This window comes from Paraburkholderia solisilvae (assembly GCF_902859875.1).
Lineage (GTDB): Bacteria > Pseudomonadota > Gammaproteobacteria > Burkholderiales > Burkholderiaceae > Paraburkholderia > Paraburkholderia solisilvae.
Genome location: NZ_CADIKF010000012.1, coordinates 35,287 through 50,627, shown reverse-complemented (window position 1 = coordinate 50,627; position 15,341 = coordinate 35,287). Strand labels below are relative to the sequence as shown.

At 59.2% G+C, this 15,341-nt stretch carries 12 protein-coding genes; 8 read left to right on the top strand and 4 right to left on the bottom strand.

The window, feature by feature from the left end; translation table 11 throughout:
* Positions 1-311: 311 nt before the first annotated feature.
* On the top strand, positions 312-1,211 hold the full coding sequence (locus tag HV675_RS09875) for a 2-dehydropantoate 2-reductase (RefSeq protein ID WP_175110713.1): 900 nt from the start codon (positions 312-314) through the stop codon (positions 1,209-1,211).
* A 225-nt stretch (positions 1,212-1,436) separates the two neighbouring features.
* On the opposite strand, the gene HV675_RS09870 is transcribed toward HV675_RS09875, so the two are convergent.
* Together HV675_RS09870 and HV675_RS09865 are read right to left on the bottom strand one after the other, a co-directional pair.
* Positions 1,437-1,961 (bottom strand): VOC family protein, encoded by a 525-nt coding sequence (locus tag HV675_RS09870; protein WP_175110712.1) that lies wholly within the window; start codon positions 1,959-1,961, stop codon positions 1,437-1,439.
* Between the two features lie 455 nt (positions 1,962-2,416).
* Positions 2,417-3,307: a LysR family transcriptional regulator gene (locus HV675_RS09865; protein ID WP_175110711.1), complete on the bottom strand. Its 891-nt coding sequence runs from the start codon at positions 3,305-3,307 to the stop codon at positions 2,417-2,419.
* A gap of 92 nt (positions 3,308-3,399) precedes the next feature.
* Between HV675_RS09865 and HV675_RS09860 the strand changes: the two genes are divergently transcribed.
* Entirely contained in the window at positions 3,400-4,374 is a 975-nt protein-coding gene (locus tag HV675_RS09860; protein WP_175110710.1) for a zinc-binding dehydrogenase, read from the top strand.
* A gap of 122 nt (positions 4,375-4,496) precedes the next feature.
* On the opposite strand, the gene HV675_RS09855 is transcribed toward HV675_RS09860, so the two are convergent.
* Positions 4,497-5,336, bottom strand: a complete 840-nt coding sequence (locus HV675_RS09855) for an SDR family oxidoreductase (protein WP_175110709.1) — start codon at positions 5,334-5,336, stop codon at positions 4,497-4,499.
* Between the two features lie 115 nt (positions 5,337-5,451).
* Between HV675_RS09855 and HV675_RS09850 the strand changes: the two genes are divergently transcribed.
* Positions 5,452-6,399 carry an AraC family transcriptional regulator gene (locus HV675_RS09850; RefSeq protein WP_246270167.1) on the top strand — a complete coding sequence of 316 codons (948 nt, stop codon included), beginning with the start codon at positions 5,452-5,454 and terminating at the stop codon, positions 6,397-6,399.
* Between the two features lie 479 nt (positions 6,400-6,878).
* Here the strand turns inward: HV675_RS09850 and HV675_RS09845 are convergent, their stop codons facing one another.
* On the bottom strand, positions 6,879-7,571 hold the full coding sequence (locus HV675_RS09845) for an alpha/beta hydrolase family protein (RefSeq protein ID WP_175110708.1): 693 nt from the start codon (positions 7,569-7,571) through the stop codon (positions 6,879-6,881).
* A 584-nt stretch (positions 7,572-8,155) separates the two neighbouring features.
* Here HV675_RS09845 and HV675_RS32745 point away from each other — a divergent pair.
* The 5 genes from HV675_RS32745 to HV675_RS09825 all read left to right on the top strand — a co-directional run bounded on the left by HV675_RS32745 (position 8,156) and on the right by HV675_RS09825 (position 15,264).
* On the top strand, positions 8,156-8,287 hold the full coding sequence (locus tag HV675_RS32745) for a hypothetical protein (protein WP_281364012.1): 132 nt from the start codon (positions 8,156-8,158) through the stop codon (positions 8,285-8,287).
* Positions 8,288-8,701: 414 nt separating this feature from the next.
* Positions 8,702-9,652 (top strand): helix-turn-helix domain-containing protein, encoded by a 951-nt coding sequence (locus HV675_RS09840; RefSeq protein ID WP_175110707.1) that lies wholly within the window; start codon positions 8,702-8,704, stop codon positions 9,650-9,652.
* A 316-nt stretch (positions 9,653-9,968) separates the two neighbouring features.
* Entirely contained in the window at positions 9,969-11,543 is a 1,575-nt protein-coding gene (locus HV675_RS09835) for a 4-hydroxyphenylacetate 3-hydroxylase family protein (protein WP_175110706.1), read from the top strand.
* Between the two features lie 40 nt (positions 11,544-11,583).
* Entirely contained in the window at positions 11,584-13,533 is a 1,950-nt protein-coding gene (locus tag HV675_RS09830) for an AMP-binding protein (protein ID WP_175110705.1), read from the top strand.
* Between the two features lie 9 nt (positions 13,534-13,542).
* Complete coding sequence (locus HV675_RS09825) at positions 13,543-15,264, top strand: acyl-CoA dehydrogenase family protein (protein WP_175110704.1); 1,722 nt, start codon at positions 13,543-13,545, stop codon at positions 15,262-15,264.
* The last annotated feature ends 77 nt before the right edge of the window (positions 15,265-15,341 follow it).

Genomic DNA, 15,341 nt, shown 5'->3' with positions numbered 1-15,341 from the left:
CCTATAACTGTCCGCTATGCGCAGGCGATTATAAGGCGTTCATGTATGGTGAAATATTAATCTGCGCTGATCGGTTTGTGCCGCGATGGATGTGCGCCAGAGGGCACAAACTGCGCGTCGGCATGAGCATGGCCGGTTGTCGGGCACCGAGCGGCAGGACTGTCCACCCGACCGCGTCCTATAACCAAAGCTTATGGCGACGATCACTATAAGTCACTTCACTTTTGTGTCGCGGCCGACCACACTTTCCCGACCCAAATCGCATCGCCACGCATGGCAGGAATACGGTTGCTGCCGGACAGGAGTTTCAGGTGACTCAGCGCACATCGATTGCAGTAGTCGGAATGGGCGGTATTGGCGGTGTAGTGGCAAGCTGCCTTCAACTGTCTGGACGTCATCGGATTGTTGTATGCGCACGCCGCCACGCCGAGGCGGTGACGCTGGAACAGCCCCAGGATATGCATCGGTTGACACTCGATGTTGTGACCAACCCGCTGCAAGCCGACCATGTCGACTGGATCATCGTGTGTACGAAGACACAGGACACCGCGTCGGCTTCTGCCTGGTTCGAGCGCCTGTGCGGCCCTGACACTTGCGTCGCGGTGCTGCAGAACGGCATAGAACACGAACAGCGCGTCGCTCCTTATGTGGGAAATCGTGCCGTTGTCCCGGCAGTCGTATATTTCAACGGTGAGCGGCGCTCGGCGAGCAATTTCAGTTTTCGCCGCGCCAGCGAAGACGACATCTCGATTCCCGACACTGCTACCGGTCAAGCTTTCGCAGCCCTGTTCGAAGGAGCTTTGCTCAAGGTAGCACCCCGGCAGGATTTTCAGCAGCGCCTGTGGGCGAAATTGTTGTTAAATGCGGTCGCGAATCCGATTACGGCCCTTACGAGACAACGCCTCGCAGTTTTTCAGCGAGACGATGTTCGTAGCATCGCCTCGGACATCATTCGGGAAGGGTTAGCCGTCGCGCTCGCTGGCGGGGTCGACCTTAACGAGAAGACGCAATCGCAGGTGCTGGCGCGACTCCTGTCTTATCACCCGGATGAAGCGACGTCCATGTATTTTGACAACGTCAATGGACGTGTACTGGAAGTGGATGCCCTAACGGGCGCGATTGTCCGAATGGGCGAATCGCTGGGTGTACCGACGCCCATGAACCGAATACTGTTAGTCCTGCTACAAGCGATAAGCGATGCAGCAAAGTAAGGTATCAGCGTCAAGGCTCATGACGCTGACACATCCAAAAAAGCCTACGCAAGCCGCCCGGTCCCGATGCGTTGACTCGGTTTCGACGCTCGGATCCCGGCGCTTGCCGGCCAGACAAATTGGCCGACAGGCCCCACGATTCAGAGTCCGTTTGGCGAAAGCGAAAGGTCAGTTCGGGCCCGTTTAGCCGTAAAGTAATCGCCGTTCGCCCCGCTTAAGCTGCCATCAGGCTTGCACCGGTGCTTCATGTTTGGTCCGTTGCCACCGGTCGAGATTACCGCGCGCGCCATGCAGGTGTTCCGCCATCAGTTCGGTATAGCGCTCTCCATTCACCGTCAACTCGATCACGTAGCCGTTGGGATCGCGCAGATAGATCGACTGGGCAACCGTATGCTCCGACGGGCCGCGTACTTCGACGCCCGCCGCGAGTGCCTTGTCCTTGAACTCCAACTGGGTCTTCACGTCAGGGATGGTTAGCGCGATATGCAGATCGAAATCCGACTTCGGATCGAACATGCCTTCGCGGTCCTCCCCCACGAGTTCGAAAAACGCCAGAAAGGAATGGTCGCCCATTTCGAAGAAGGTATGCAGTGCTTTGATCTGCCTGCCGGTCTTCGTGACTGAGAGTTCCATCGCGGCCGCCAGTCTCAAACCGAGCAGATCTTCATAAAACCACCGCGTTTCCTCCGAATCCCTGCATCGATATGCATTGTGATGCAGACCCTTGATAGCGTTCGAATAGCCAGCCATGTGTGCGACTCCTCATGTTGCGCAGGCGCCGGCTGCGCCGCGCTCGTTTCACGACGCGCAGTCCGTCGGTGGCACGTGAAGGCGTTAGTATCGGGCGTCAGCAGAGGCATCTGCGCAGATTCGCGAATGCGGTGCGCGAAGGACGAAACTAGCGGGATGCCAATAGTGGGCAGGCAAGCCTGGCGACAAAGCTAACGATTCGTGCCGTTACCGGTCTTTTGGGGCGGCGCGGGCAAAAATCCGGTCGCCGGCGGTACGACGATCGCAGCGTTGATGGCTGCAGGAGGCATTTTCTCAAGCGTCGACGGCACGCCTTATACGCTGACCAATGGCAGCGTGTCATCAATCAACGGGGTGACGACGTATGTGGCTTCGGCAGTGCGTCTCAAACTACCCATCCGGTCGGCCAGTCTTCAAGGCTATTGGCCTTCCAGAGCGGGATAAGAGAACATTGCTCAACCTGTACCACGCTCCAGCAACTGACTCCAAAGACGCTGCGCGACAGGGCCGTGCGCCGCACTTCGGAGTCTCGCCGCGTAGTGCTTGAGCGTAGCGCCGCGCATATGCGGCCCCTCCATCGACAGAAGCCGTTGCTCGCGAAGGTCGCCTTCGACAAGATGGTAAGGCATGTGGCCCCACGCCAGCCCTTGGACAATCAGCTCGCGCTTCATCAACTGGTCAGGTACGGTACAGGTTGGCGCACCGTCGATCACATAGTAGTTGGCTTCAGAAGGCTGTCTGGCCGTATCACGAATGATGCATTGAACGTGGGACACGAAGTCGTCCGGCGTGAGCACGGCGTCCGCCGGACGGTTAAGAAATCCGGGTGCGGCGACCGGTACGACCTTGACCTCAAAGAGCTCGATAGACTCAATCGCGGGCGATGGTTTGTCGAGGTGATGAAAGATCAAATCGCACTCGCCGTTTTTCAGCCGTTCCCATGGACCGCTAATGGCCTCGAAATGAAGTACAAGGCGCGTGCCGCTACTCTCGTCAAAGAACCGCTTAAGCGTGCCGAGCGTTGCCGGCAATGGGCACAGATCGCCCACGACCACGTGTAACTCCGCCTCCTGCCCGGCGGCGAGCTGGGCCGCTCCCAGCTGGAGATTTTTATAGTGACGGAGAAACTGCACCACGTGTGAGTGATATGCCGCACCTTCAGCGGTAAGTGAGACCCGGTATCCCGCCCGGTCAAGCAGGACCATTCCTACTTGAGATTCAAGTGCCGCCACGGCCGCGTGGACGGTTGGATGCGTGCGGTTCAAACGCGCCGCAGCTGCTGCAAAACTGCCTTCGGCAACCAGCGCTTCAAAACACTGCAATTGCAATAGCGTCGGCTCATTCATTGTCGTATGCCTCTTCAGTCTTTGTCGAAACATAGTAATTTGTTTCGATGATCGAGGCTCGTACCATGCGATATCAAATTGAGGAGATCGACATGAAGGCAATCGTCAGGAGCGGGTTCGGTGGTCCAGAAGTACTCCGCATCGTCGAGAGACCCATGCCGGCCATCAAGCCGGACTGTGTGCTGATTCGCGTCCGCGCATTCGGCCTGAACCGGGCTGAACTCTATATGCGGCGAGGACTTTGGGGCGACGTGGCCGAGATCAGCGGGATAGAATGCGTCGGGTCCGTGGTGTGCGATGCTACGGGGTTCCTTCGCGAGGGACAGACGGTAGCCGCCCTGATGGGCGGCATGGGGCGAACCGTCGACGGCAGCTACGCGGAATATGTTGTCGTGCCGGCCAAGAATGTCGTGGCCGTTGAGACTACCCTCGACTGGCAGCGCCTTGCAGCGCTGCCAGAGACATATGCGGTCGCGTGGACATGTCTCCACGACAATCTGGGGGTTAAGGCTGGGCAGCGGCTCGTCGTGCGCGGCGGTACTTCAAGCCTTGGTCTGGCAGCGATCGACATCGGCCGCCAACTCGGTGCGCAGGTGATCGCAACCACCCGGCGGCCAGAAGGCGTAGCGTTGCTGCGCTCGCGAGAGGTGGCACACGCCGTGACGACGGAAGGTGACTTGCCTGGATCGCCGGACTGGCCGGGCGGAAAGGCGGACGCGGTGCTAGATCTCATCGGCAACAGCACGATCCTGAACTCGATGTGCGCCACGCGTCCCGGTGGCCGCGTATGCATGGCCGGATTTCTGGGCGGCCTCGCGCCAGTCGGCGATTTCAATCCGCTTAGCCAGATGCCGAGCGGAGTTCAATTGAGCTTTTTCGGAAGCTTCAGCTTCGGAACCTCCGATTTTCCCCTATCGAAGGTGCCGATGCAGCAAATCGTGGATTTCGAAGCTCGCGGTGTGTTTCGAGGACGGCCAGCGCACGTATTCGACTTTTCTGAAATTGCGACCGCTCACGAACTTATGGAACACAACGAAGCTGGAGGAAAGTGTGTCGTGCTTGTCTAGGACACGCCGCAGGTCATCAGGAACCTTGTGACCTATCCGCTCGCGACGCCTCCGCTCGGTGTACCGGCGCGAACTGCTTCGCAGACGCGAGCGACAGTCCTCTAGCTGCGTTGCTGCCGGGCCTACATGCCCGGTCCGTAGTCAGTGGAGAACGCGAGTTCTTTCTGTGCCTCCAGAGCAGCGAGACGGTCGCTCAATTGCTTGTGCATGATGTTGTAGGCGTCACTTCCTAGCGCTATGCGTTTGGGCGCCGGATGCTGGTCGGCACTGGCAATGATGATTTCGGCCATCTTCGCGGCATCGCCAATCGGTATGCTGGTTCCTTCCTCGATTATCCGATGCGCCATACGCGCCGGCGATGCATCGTACGCGCCGAGTTTTGGCGACAGTTGAGCGTTTTGATAGCGAAAATTCGTTCGCGCCGCGCCCGGCTCGACCAACGTGCAACCGATGCCGAACCCGGCCACCTCCTGCGCGACAGCATCAATGAACCCTTCAACGCCCCATTTGCCTGCGTGGTATAGCGAGCCGCCAGGTAATGTCGCTTGCCCGCCCATCGAGGATAACTGGATGATGCGCCCGCTGCCCCGAGTCCGCAGATGCGAAAGCGCCGCGCGCACGGTTTGAATGGAGCCGATCAGGTTCGTGTCGATCTGATGCGCGATCTGTTCGTCAGTCATTTCTTCAGCCGCGCCGAATAGCCCGTAACCCGCGTTGCTCACGACCACATCGATGCGGCCTAGTTCACCGAATGCGCGGTCGACGACGCGGCGGATAGCCGGAGTGTCTGACAGATCAAGCTTTGCGAGCCAAAGGGCAGCACCGTGGCGCGCTTTGAGATCGGTCATCGAATTTAGATCTCGCACGGTACCGGCGACGCGATCCCCTCTGGCAAGGAGCTGCTCGGTCATGTGACGGCCGAAGCCACTGTTCACGCCAGTGATAAACCAGGTTTGCTTCATGATATTGGCATCCTCTCCGATCTGTTCGGCTACGCGTTCTACCTGGCAACTCCAGGCAGTCGACGCAGCTTAAAACCGGGGGGTCAGATTTTGAATACTTGAAAGTCGCCGTTTCATGCGCGAGAATCTGACCATCATGATCGATCCATTCTCCGATTTTCTGAGCCTCCTGGGTGCACGGTCCGTCATTTCGGGTGGGCTGGTTGCCGGCGGCGCATGGGCAATCAATTTCCCGCGTGCGAATACCGTCAAGTTTTGGGGCGTCGCGCGGGGAAACTGCTGGATCCTGTTTGAAGGCGACCAGAATCCTGTTCGCATCGAAAGCGGGGACGTGTTTCTGCTCTGCGAACCGCGCTCCCATGTCCTCGGCACCGACCTGAACGCGGAGCGCGTCGACCTCGCCGATGTCCTCGAAGGGCGTGTCGGCAATATGGTCCATCACGGCGATGGCGATGAGTTTTTCATGATTGGCGGCAAGGTCGAGTTGAGCATCGCGTCCAGCCAGCTTTTGCTGGACGCGCTACCGCCTCTCATTCACGTGCGCGGGACATCGAGCCAGGCGCAAGCGCTGCGATGGCTGCTCGATCAGCTCGTTCGGGAACGGCAAGGTGCCTTTCCAGGAGCGCATGTCGCATCCAACCAACTCGCGCATCTGATGTTCATCCAGATACTGCGGGCACACTTCGAGGCGACCGGATTGCCGCCGGCTGGATGGCTCCGCGCCTTGAGCGACAGGCGTCTCGCGCCGGCACTCCAACTCATGCACGATGATCCCGGCCGCGCCTGGCAACTTGGAGAACTCGCGCAGGCCGCGGCGATGTCTCGCGCGACGTTTGCCGCTTACTTCAAGACCGTTGCCGGAATGTCGCCTCTTTCATATCTGACGAAATGGCGAATGCACCTTGCGCAGCGCGCTCTTCTGGAGAGCCGAACGCACGTCAACGTGCTTGCGCGCTCACTTGGCTACGCGTCCGAGAGTGCGTTCAGCAACGCCTTCAGGCGCGTCGTCGGCCGTTCGCCAAAGCACTTCCGGGCGCAAGCGGTCACGGAAGTTGCAACGTAGCGCGAAGGCGAAATCCGGTGACGTGCAAGTGAGCTTGTCGCGGTGTGCGCCTGTGTTCGGCGCTAGTTTGTATTGGTCTGTTCAGGTACCCACAGTGGACACTCAATGGTGCACACCAAGAGTCAGCTGTGGGTCGGTTTCGGGCGACCGCGTCGGGAGTGACCGGGCAATGCGCGTCGTTGGACGCGCCGCCAGTCTGGTTCCGCCCGCATCCCTAAGCGGTCACTCACGGATCGATGCCGGCCAAATCAAAGCATGCCCTCCGCGATTTCCGGAGGCGAATCACCGCAAGCGGATCTGACAAATTCACTCACTCCGTACTGGGAAAACGTCGCTGACGCGACAGGCGTCGCTTATCGTGGCTATGCGACAGACCGTCTGCGGATAGCGAAGGGATTGAGCGCGCGAGTGCAGCACGGCGAATTCGCCGGCTCGCCGTCCCGACTCTGCTACAAGCACTCCTGCATTCCTGCGCTTGCTCAGGTCACGGGCACGAACTCTCCTTCGGCGAAGAACCACGCCGCCATCGTCCGAGCCAGTTCGAGCACGACCTCCGCGTCGGTCCGGCCGGAGGACGCGCGCACGTGTAACGAATGATCTGCGTCGTCCACCACATGCAGCGTGGCGCGTGGCCCCAGCGTCTCGACGACCGACCTCAGCAGGTGAAACTCCGCCAGCTTGTCGCGCGTGCCCTGCAGGAAGAGAATCGGCACCGTGACGTCCGCCAGGTGCCGTGCCCGCTCCACGCCGGGCGCGCCCGCCGGGTGCAACGGGAACGCGACGAAAGCGAGGCCACGCACGCCGTCGAGTGGGGAGATGGCTTGGGCCTGGGACGTCATGCGGCCGCCGTACGACCTGCCGCCGGCGAAGAGCGGCAGGGCTGGCAGCCGCCGGCGGGCCTCTGCGACGGCTGCCTGCACGGCAGCATGTGCCACGGCCGGCGAGTCCACCCGCCTGGAGCCCCGCTCCATGTACGGAAACTGGTAGCGCAATGTGGCGACATTGACCGCCGCAAGCGCGTCGGCCAATGACGACATGCCGGCGTGCTGCATGCCCGCCCCGGCACCGTGCGCGAAGACATACAGGGCTCGCGCGCCCTCCGGCACCCGGAGGAGCGCAGAGACCTTAGTGCCGTCGGGCAGTGCCATGGAAAGCGATTCTGGATCGTCCATCGTATTCAGGTCGTGTCGTTGTGGCCTTAGCGCCGATTCTGCATCAATGAGGCATCGGGGAGCGTTTGTGGCGGCCTCCGGCAACGCATTGCGCAGGTGGAGTTTGCCGGCCGATCCATGGAGCGGGCGCCATCGTGAACGGCGCCGCAGTCGCGATGTGTCGGTTGACGACCGCAGGCCCAACCTGTGGGCCGCAGTGTGATCCGCGCTTTGAGACATCTGCGTATAGCATGCCTGCATCATTGTCAGCGAGCTGTTACGACACTGCAATCAGCGTCAAAGGAACTTCTCGAAGGGCAGTTCATGCATCTGGCTCTCTGGAGGAGTATGTCCGGCTACAGAAAGTTCTGGATTCGGCCAGTTTGAGACATTCGAACAGGCATGTTGAGTGTCCGATTCTTGAGCTTTCGGAGACATCTGGAAGCTCATCGGGGTACCTGATTCACCCCTGGAAGTTTTCAGCGTTATTGCCAACGCAGCGAAGCCAATATGCCCGTCAATAGTTCTTTGAGTGGCCGCTGCTTGAGAGGGCAATTGTCGGTGGACGCCAGAGCGATTCGGACCAGGGAGAAGCCGACGATGCAATGGAACTGGTGGATCATTTGCTGGGCAGCCGGATCGGGTCCGGGGACGCGATCTCGGCATTCGAGCACATCACGCTCGAGCGGATGGAACCCATCATCGAGTTCCCTGATCATCCGGGATTGGATGTTTAGCGACGATGCGTCAACGGAATCGGTCACACTGTTGTTGCCCTCAGACCATCAAGCGATTGTTATGAGGACTTCGGCGAAGATTCGTGCGCCAACGCTATGTGACGAGTAATCGTCGCTATTTCAGTTGGTTGGCAAGATTTTATGATTAGCCACCCATCCATAAGCAAGATATCAGCTCGCAGAATCGTTTATGGGCAAGAAATAGGCAACACCTTGCGTGAGTAACATCTTATTATTTCCCTGAGCATCGATGCTCATTTCGATCGGGATTTGCAGCTGTGCCATCGATGGGTTGATGGCTTTGGGGTCGTCTCGTTTTCATTGCCGATACGTGGCGCTAGCACTTAGTGTTGCCTGTCGATGGAACGACTTTTCCCTGTTCTCCGGAAGCACGCGGAAACTGAGTCGTCTAAAGTGAGCAATACTCGTGCGGATGCAGGCTCCAGCGGTCATCGCCGTCAAGGCTCATTGCGGGTCGACTGGGTGCTCGTCGAGTTCGAATCCGATGAATCCTTCGCAGGCGAGATCGTCGAGAGATACAACCTCGGGTCGATCGATATGGTGCTGCTCGAAGTCGCCAACCTGTCGGTGAAGCCGGACTCGGATTGCACCGAGCGATATCTATATCTTTCCGTCATCGCATCAGGCGACATGACCGTGAAAGCGAATGGCGGGGTCCATCACGTCGACGCGGGAAAGATGCTGTTGATCGATCTGGACACACCGCACAGTCAGCATTTCAATCGGCGCTCGCAGGCAGTTTTGCTTAGAGCTCCGCGCAAGCTTCTGGCGAACCGCGGTTTTCACAAACGACGGCTTGGACTGGTCAGCCCGGACATAACGGCGCCTGACGTACGCGCAATTAGCGCAACCATCGTCTTGCTAGCTCAGCAGAGAGGTTCTACCAGTCACGAGTTGCGGCGGCGACAGGGTGAACATCTACTGGATATCTTAAGCATGCTCATCGACGAACCACCCGCACATTTCGCCCGGCGCAGCAGCCGTGCGACGCTGATTGACGCGAAACGGTTTATATCTCAGAACATCGGCAACGCCGAACTGAGCGTTAGCCTCGTCGCATCTGCCGTTGGCACCTCGGGGGCACATCTTCACCGGCTATTTCGCGCCGATGGTCATTCGCTCATGCACTATGTTTTGTGTCAGCGTCTGGACCTGGCCGTGGAGCTTTTGACAAAGCGCCCCGAACGGCGGATGCACATCAAGGAAGTCGCCTATCGATGTGGCTTCTCAAGTCATGCACATTTCAGTCGCGTATTCAGGCAGCGCTTCGGCATCTCGCCGAAATGCGCGGGCGCCTCGGGGCTGAAGGTTGAACGAAAAAGCGACGATGATCCAGCAATCTGAGTGACTTCGCCACGCGTCTTCCAAACAGATTTTCTCCTCCCGTCCCGCGCGGTCGATTCATACCGATCAGACATCACTCTCGTCAAAGTTTTCGTGATCGTTTTCTGCAAGCAATTAAGGTCCGCCGTGCCGGAATAGGCCTCAAATGGGGGTGTTTTCTAGATGAGACGAGTGTCTCGCAGAGCACCCAGGTGATTCGCTCACCCGGCACCCACTGTGACCGGGACCGGCTCTGCGCTTGCGCGTCATTTTCGTTAGTGCCGGCTTCTGGCGAATGCCGACGCTCCCCGTTCATCCCACTTCCGGGAGACCACACATGCTGATGTCCTCAGGCGACTACAAGGAGTCGCTTCGGCAGTACCGTCCGAAGATATTCGTCGACGGCCAACGCGTCATATCGGTTGCCGATGAGCCTGCATTCCGGCCGGGCGTCAATGCTGTTGGCTTGACGTATGACTACGCGCTGCGTGCGGAGTACGCGCCGATCATGACCGCCACGCAAGGCAGCAGCGGCAGGGTCGTCAACCGCTTTCTGCACATCAACACCAGCAGCGGCGACCTCCTCAACAAGCTCAAAGCCGTGCGTCTTGTCTGTCAGGAAACCGGGTGCGCACAACGCTATCTGACGCACGATGCGCTCAACGCGATTCATCAGGTATCGGCCCGGCTCGACGACGCAAAGGGTAAAACGGAGCATCTCGATCGTTTTACCGCGTATCTGCACGACGTGCAGGACCGCGATCTCACGCTAGGTGTCGCGATGACGGACGCGAAGGGCGATCGAAGCAAGAGGCCGCATCAGCAGCGTAACCCCGACGCCTATGTTCACATCACACATCGCGACAGCAAGGGCATTAGTATCTCGGGTACGAAAGCCATTGTCACCGGTGCGCCGTACATGCATGAGTTCCTGGTCATGCCATGTCGCAACATGAGCCGGGAAGAAGCCGATTTTGCCATCTGCTGCGCAGTTCCAGTCGATGCTGACGGTGTCACGATCATCGCTCGCCCTGCCGGCAGGCCTGGGGAGAAAGCAGCGCTGTTCTCAAACAAATATGGCCAATCAACGGGTGTGGTTGTGTTCCAGGACGTATTCGTTCCGTGGGACCGCGTGTTCTACGCTGGCGATTGGGAGCACAGCGGCCACATGACCTACAACTACGCGACGCATCACCGGCATAGTTGTATTGGTGCCCGGGCCGGCTTCGGTGACCTGCTGATCGGAGCCGGGGCCCTAATGTGCGAAGCGAACGGTTTCGACCCTGCGGAAGAACACCACCTGCGCGATCAGATGGTTGAACTGATCAAGATTACGGAAGGTTTTTACGCGTGCGGTGTGGCGGCGTCCGTTTATGCAACGCTGGACAAGGCTGCGAACAGCTTTGTCCCCGACCCTGTATTCGCCAACATCGGCAAGCTTTTGCTTGCGACACAGATTTACGACATGCACAGGATCGCGCACTACGTCTCGGGTGGTCTCATCGTTGCGTTACCCGGCCCCGACGAAGACCACAACCCGCAAACGCAGGCGACGTTGCAGGATGTCCTGCGCGCGAACGCCAACATCCCATATGACAAGAGGATCGAGACGGCACGATTCATCGAGGATCTGACGGCCTCCTATCAGGGCGGCTGGTATTCGGTAATCAGCCTCCATGGGGGCGGCTCGCCTGAAGCGATGAAGCGTGAGATCTACCGCAACTACCCTGTCGGCTCGAAAGTGCAGCTTGTGGAACGCCTCCTGAACCGCGGGCTGACCGATGATCCAGATCGCGCAATCACACGAAATACCTTGCCCGGCAAATGCTGCTCTCAGGGATGCACGATGCCTGGTGCAGCTGCCATAGTCAACCTCCCCGAATTGCCGTCAAAAAGAGCTGGAACGTTTTAAAGCGTGCTCGTTAGAACGAGTCAACTGTTGAGGAAACGCCATGAACTACACCGAAGTACGTGACGAGTGGAAGTCCAGCCCTGCAGTCTTTTGGGCGATTGCGGCGCGGCATGTGAACTGGATGGAGAAATGGGACAACGTGCTCGCAGAGCGCCCGGGTCGACGCTTCGCCTGGTTCGATGGCGCTATCACCAACGCGAGCTATAACTGCCTCGACCGGCATGTTGAGAGTGGTCGCGGCGAGCAGGTTGCCATCGCCTTTGAGAGTCCGGTAACGGGGGCCGTCGCACAGACTATGACCTTCGCTATCCTTACCGACCAGGTTGCCAGATTCGCAGGCGTACTGCAAAGGAACGGAGTGGGATTCGGTGATGTTGTCGTTATCTATATGCCCGTCATTCCGCAAGCGATCATTGCGATGCTGGCTTGCGCACGGATTGGCGCAACGCATTGCGTGGTCTTCGGCGGATTTGCCGCGAAAGAGCTTGCAACCCGCATTATGGATACCTTACCCAAGGCAATCGTAACGGCGTCGAACGGGTTCGAAGGCAGCCGGCGCATTGACTACAAGGAGACGGTAGACGAGGCGATCCAGCTCTCGATGTGGACCGGACCAGCCATTGTTTATCGGCGCGAAGGCGCATCTATAACGCTGGTACCTGGGGACGTTGAATGGGACCGTGCGATGCGCGAGTCGCATCCCGTCAGCCCTGTCCCGGTTCCTTCGTCCCACCCGCTCTATATCCTTCACACATCGGGTACAACTGGTGAGCCAAAAGGCATCGTGCGGGATACGGGTGGGTATATGACGGCGCTTCTATGGTCGATGAACAACATCTATCGCTGCCCGCCCGGGGACGTGTTCTGGGCAGCTGCGGACATTGGGTGGGTCCTCGGCCATTCTTTCATCGCATATGGACCGCTGCTCAACGGATGTACTACGGTGTTGTACGAGGGCAAGCCAGTCGGCACACCCGATTCTGCTTCCTTCTGGCGCGTCATTGAGCAACACCGGGTGAACGTCCTGTTCGCGGCACCAACCGCGTTACGCGCAATCAGGAAGGAGGATCCGGCAGGCTTGCTCCTCTATGAGCCCATCCTCGGAAGCCGGATCTGGCATCACGACATAAAGAGTTTGCGAACGGTCTTTGTTGCGGGCGAGCGCTGCGATACCTCGACGATGAATTGGGCAGAGAATCTGCTTGGCGTGCCGGTGCTGGATAACTGGTGGCAGACCGAAGCGGGGTGGCCTATCGCCGCATCGACGGCGGAGGACCGAGCGGTAAGCGAGAGATGTCGGGGATCGGCGGGTCGCGCAATGCCTGGATGGGACGTGCGTTGTGTCGACGATCAGGGTAACGAAGTTCAAAACGGAATCACCGGCAATATCGTATGCGCCCTACCGTTGCCACCGGGCGCCATGACTACCATCTGGAATGCACACGCGCGCTACGAGAGTTCATATTTCCAGCGCTTTCCGGGCTGGTATGACACCGGAGACGCCGGATATATCGACGTCAACGGTTTTCTCCACGTGATGGGACGCACGGACGATGTCATCAACGTAGCCGGGCACCGCTTCTCGACTGGCGCCATCGAAGAAATCGTCGCGCGGCTTGCACCGGTAGCCGAGTGTGCAGTTGTCGGCATGTCGGACCCACTCAAAGGCCAGGTCCCCGTGGTCTTTGTGGTACTGAAGGACCGCAGCGATGTCGCTCCTCTGGAAGTCGAAACGCAGGTCGTGCAGACTGTGCGCGAGCAGCTCGGTGCAGTCATTGCGTTGCGACTTGCCTTCGTCGTAGGACGTTTGCCCAAAACCCGCTCAGGAAAAATTCTCAGACGGTCATTGCTTTATATAGTCGATGGCAAGCCCGCTCCAATACCGGCAACCATCGAAGATCCGGCGGTCATCTCCGAGATCGAACGCCTGATGCAGCAGAGGTGGATCAAGGGGGAATCGTTGTTCGACGAGACGCATTACCCTGACTAGGAGGCACGTATGAACGCACCTCGCACCGATCGACCGCTCGGGGCTGTTTGCGGCGCAGTCGGACGCTATTCCACCCACGTTGTGACGAACCAGGCAGCGCCGGCCACCTGCTTTAACGCGTTCGACGGCGACGTGGTTCTGAGGACGGCCGTCGCACGCGAAGCGCCCTGGGCGGCTGCACGATGCGCGGCGCTTGGCAAGCTTGCGGGCGATGAGGCTGTTCAGGAGATAGCGCGGCTTGCCAACCGTCACGTGCCGGAACTCAGGACGCACGACCGATACGGCAATCGAATTGACTGGGTCGAGTTTCATCCCGCCTGGCATGAACTGATGTCACTTGCGTGGCGTCACGAAGTTCCGTCTCTCGCCTGGACTACAAAGGAACAGCAGCCTCATTTCGCTCGCGCGGTACTCTCATATCTGTGGAATCAGGTTGAGCAGGGTACGGCCTGTCCGACCGGCATGGCCTACGCGTCGTACGCAGGCTTCATGGCGGAGCCTGCGTTGAAAATCTGGGCGGAAAAGGCCTGCGGAACGGTCTACGAATTCAGCCGGCGCGAAGTGGCGCGCAAATCTTCAGTCGTCGTCGGCTACGCAATGACCGAGAAGCAGGGGGGATCCGACCTGCGAGAAACGCAGACGTCTGCCGTGTACTCGCATTGCGCGGGCTACCACGGCGAGATCGCGCACTGGTACGAACTCACGGGTCACAAGTGGTTTTGCTCGGTGCCTCAATCCGACGGATTCTTCACACTGGCAAAAGTCGCGAACGAAGTGACCTGTTTCTTTCTGCCACGGACGTTGCCTGACGGCACCTATAACCGGTTCTTCCTGCAGCGGCTGAAGGACAAGTGCGGTAACAGGTCGAACGCGTCGAGCGAAGTCGAATTCAGCGGCACATTGGCGATCCGCGTGGGCGCCGAGGGCGGTGGCATACGTGAAGTCCTTTCCCATGCACACCTGACCCGATTGGACTTTGCGGTAGGTTCGGCCGGTCTCATGCGGCAAGCACTCGGGTTGGCGCTCAATCATGCCGGCACGCGCGACGGCTTCGGCTCGCGACTCGCCGACCGCCCGATGATGATCAACGTTCTTGCCGACATGGCAGTCGAAGTCGAAGCCGCAACCCACCTCGCCCTTCGCGTTGCCAGGGCTACCGATCATATCGCTACAGACGAACAGCAGAAGTCGTTCGCTCGCGTCGCGACGCCGATGGCGAAGTTCTTCAATTGTTCGCGGGCACCAGCAGTCGCGTACGAGGCGCTTCAATGCCACGGGGGCAACGGCTTCATCGAAGAAAACCCGATGGCGCGACTCTATCGTGAAGCGCCCTTGAACAGCGTCTGGGAGGGCACGGCCAACATGATGTGCATGGACGTGCGCCGAACGATGCTGAAAAACTCAGGCTGCCGGGAGGCACTCATTGCCGAACTTCAGGATGTTCGCGGTCAGCACGCCGGTTTCGACAGCTTCGTCGACTCGATGTGGCCTCTGCTGGATCGCATGCTGGAGGACGAATTTCTTGCGCGCGCGGCTACCGAAGCTATCGCACGTGCGGTGCAGGGCGCGGAACTGCTGCGCCACTCGGCCAGCGAGGTAGTCGATGTATTCATGGCGACGCGCCTGAGCTGCCCGCCGGGAAATCGGGGAGTGATGTTCGGGTCGATGGGAGCGGCTGTCAGGAAGTCTCAGGCTGCCGCCATCGTGCAACGTGCCCGGTTCAGTAGCTAGCCTTGGCGTGCTGCCTCGTGCGACAGATGAAATCATGTCCCAATCGGAGCGTTTGGCAAAGGCTTGAAAGATGCTGC

Coding starts and splice junctions, on each gene's coding strand:
- HV675_RS09865 (WP_175110711.1), bottom strand. CDS start 3,307: ATGAATGAGCCGACGCTATTGCAATTGCAGTGTTTTGAAGCGCTGGTT.
- HV675_RS09825 (WP_175110704.1), top strand. CDS start 13,543: ATGAACGCACCTCGCACCGATCGACCGCTCGGGGCTGTTTGCGGCGCA.
- HV675_RS32745 (WP_281364012.1), top strand. CDS start 8,156: ATGGAACTGGTGGATCATTTGCTGGGCAGCCGGATCGGGTCCGGGGAC.
- HV675_RS09870 (WP_175110712.1), bottom strand. CDS start 1,961: ATGGCTGGCTATTCGAACGCTATCAAGGGTCTGCATCACAATGCATAT.
- HV675_RS09860 (WP_175110710.1), top strand. CDS start 3,400: ATGAAGGCAATCGTCAGGAGCGGGTTCGGTGGTCCAGAAGTACTCCGC.
- HV675_RS09835 (WP_175110706.1), top strand. CDS start 9,969: ATGCTGATGTCCTCAGGCGACTACAAGGAGTCGCTTCGGCAGTACCGT.
- HV675_RS09845 (WP_175110708.1), bottom strand. CDS start 7,571: ATGGACGATCCAGAATCGCTTTCCATGGCACTGCCCGACGGCACTAAG.
- HV675_RS09855 (WP_175110709.1), bottom strand. CDS start 5,336: ATGAAGCAAACCTGGTTTATCACTGGCGTGAACAGTGGCTTCGGCCGT.
- HV675_RS09850 (WP_246270167.1), top strand. CDS start 5,452: ATGCGCGAGAATCTGACCATCATGATCGATCCATTCTCCGATTTTCTG.
- HV675_RS09830 (WP_175110705.1), top strand. CDS start 11,584: ATGAACTACACCGAAGTACGTGACGAGTGGAAGTCCAGCCCTGCAGTC.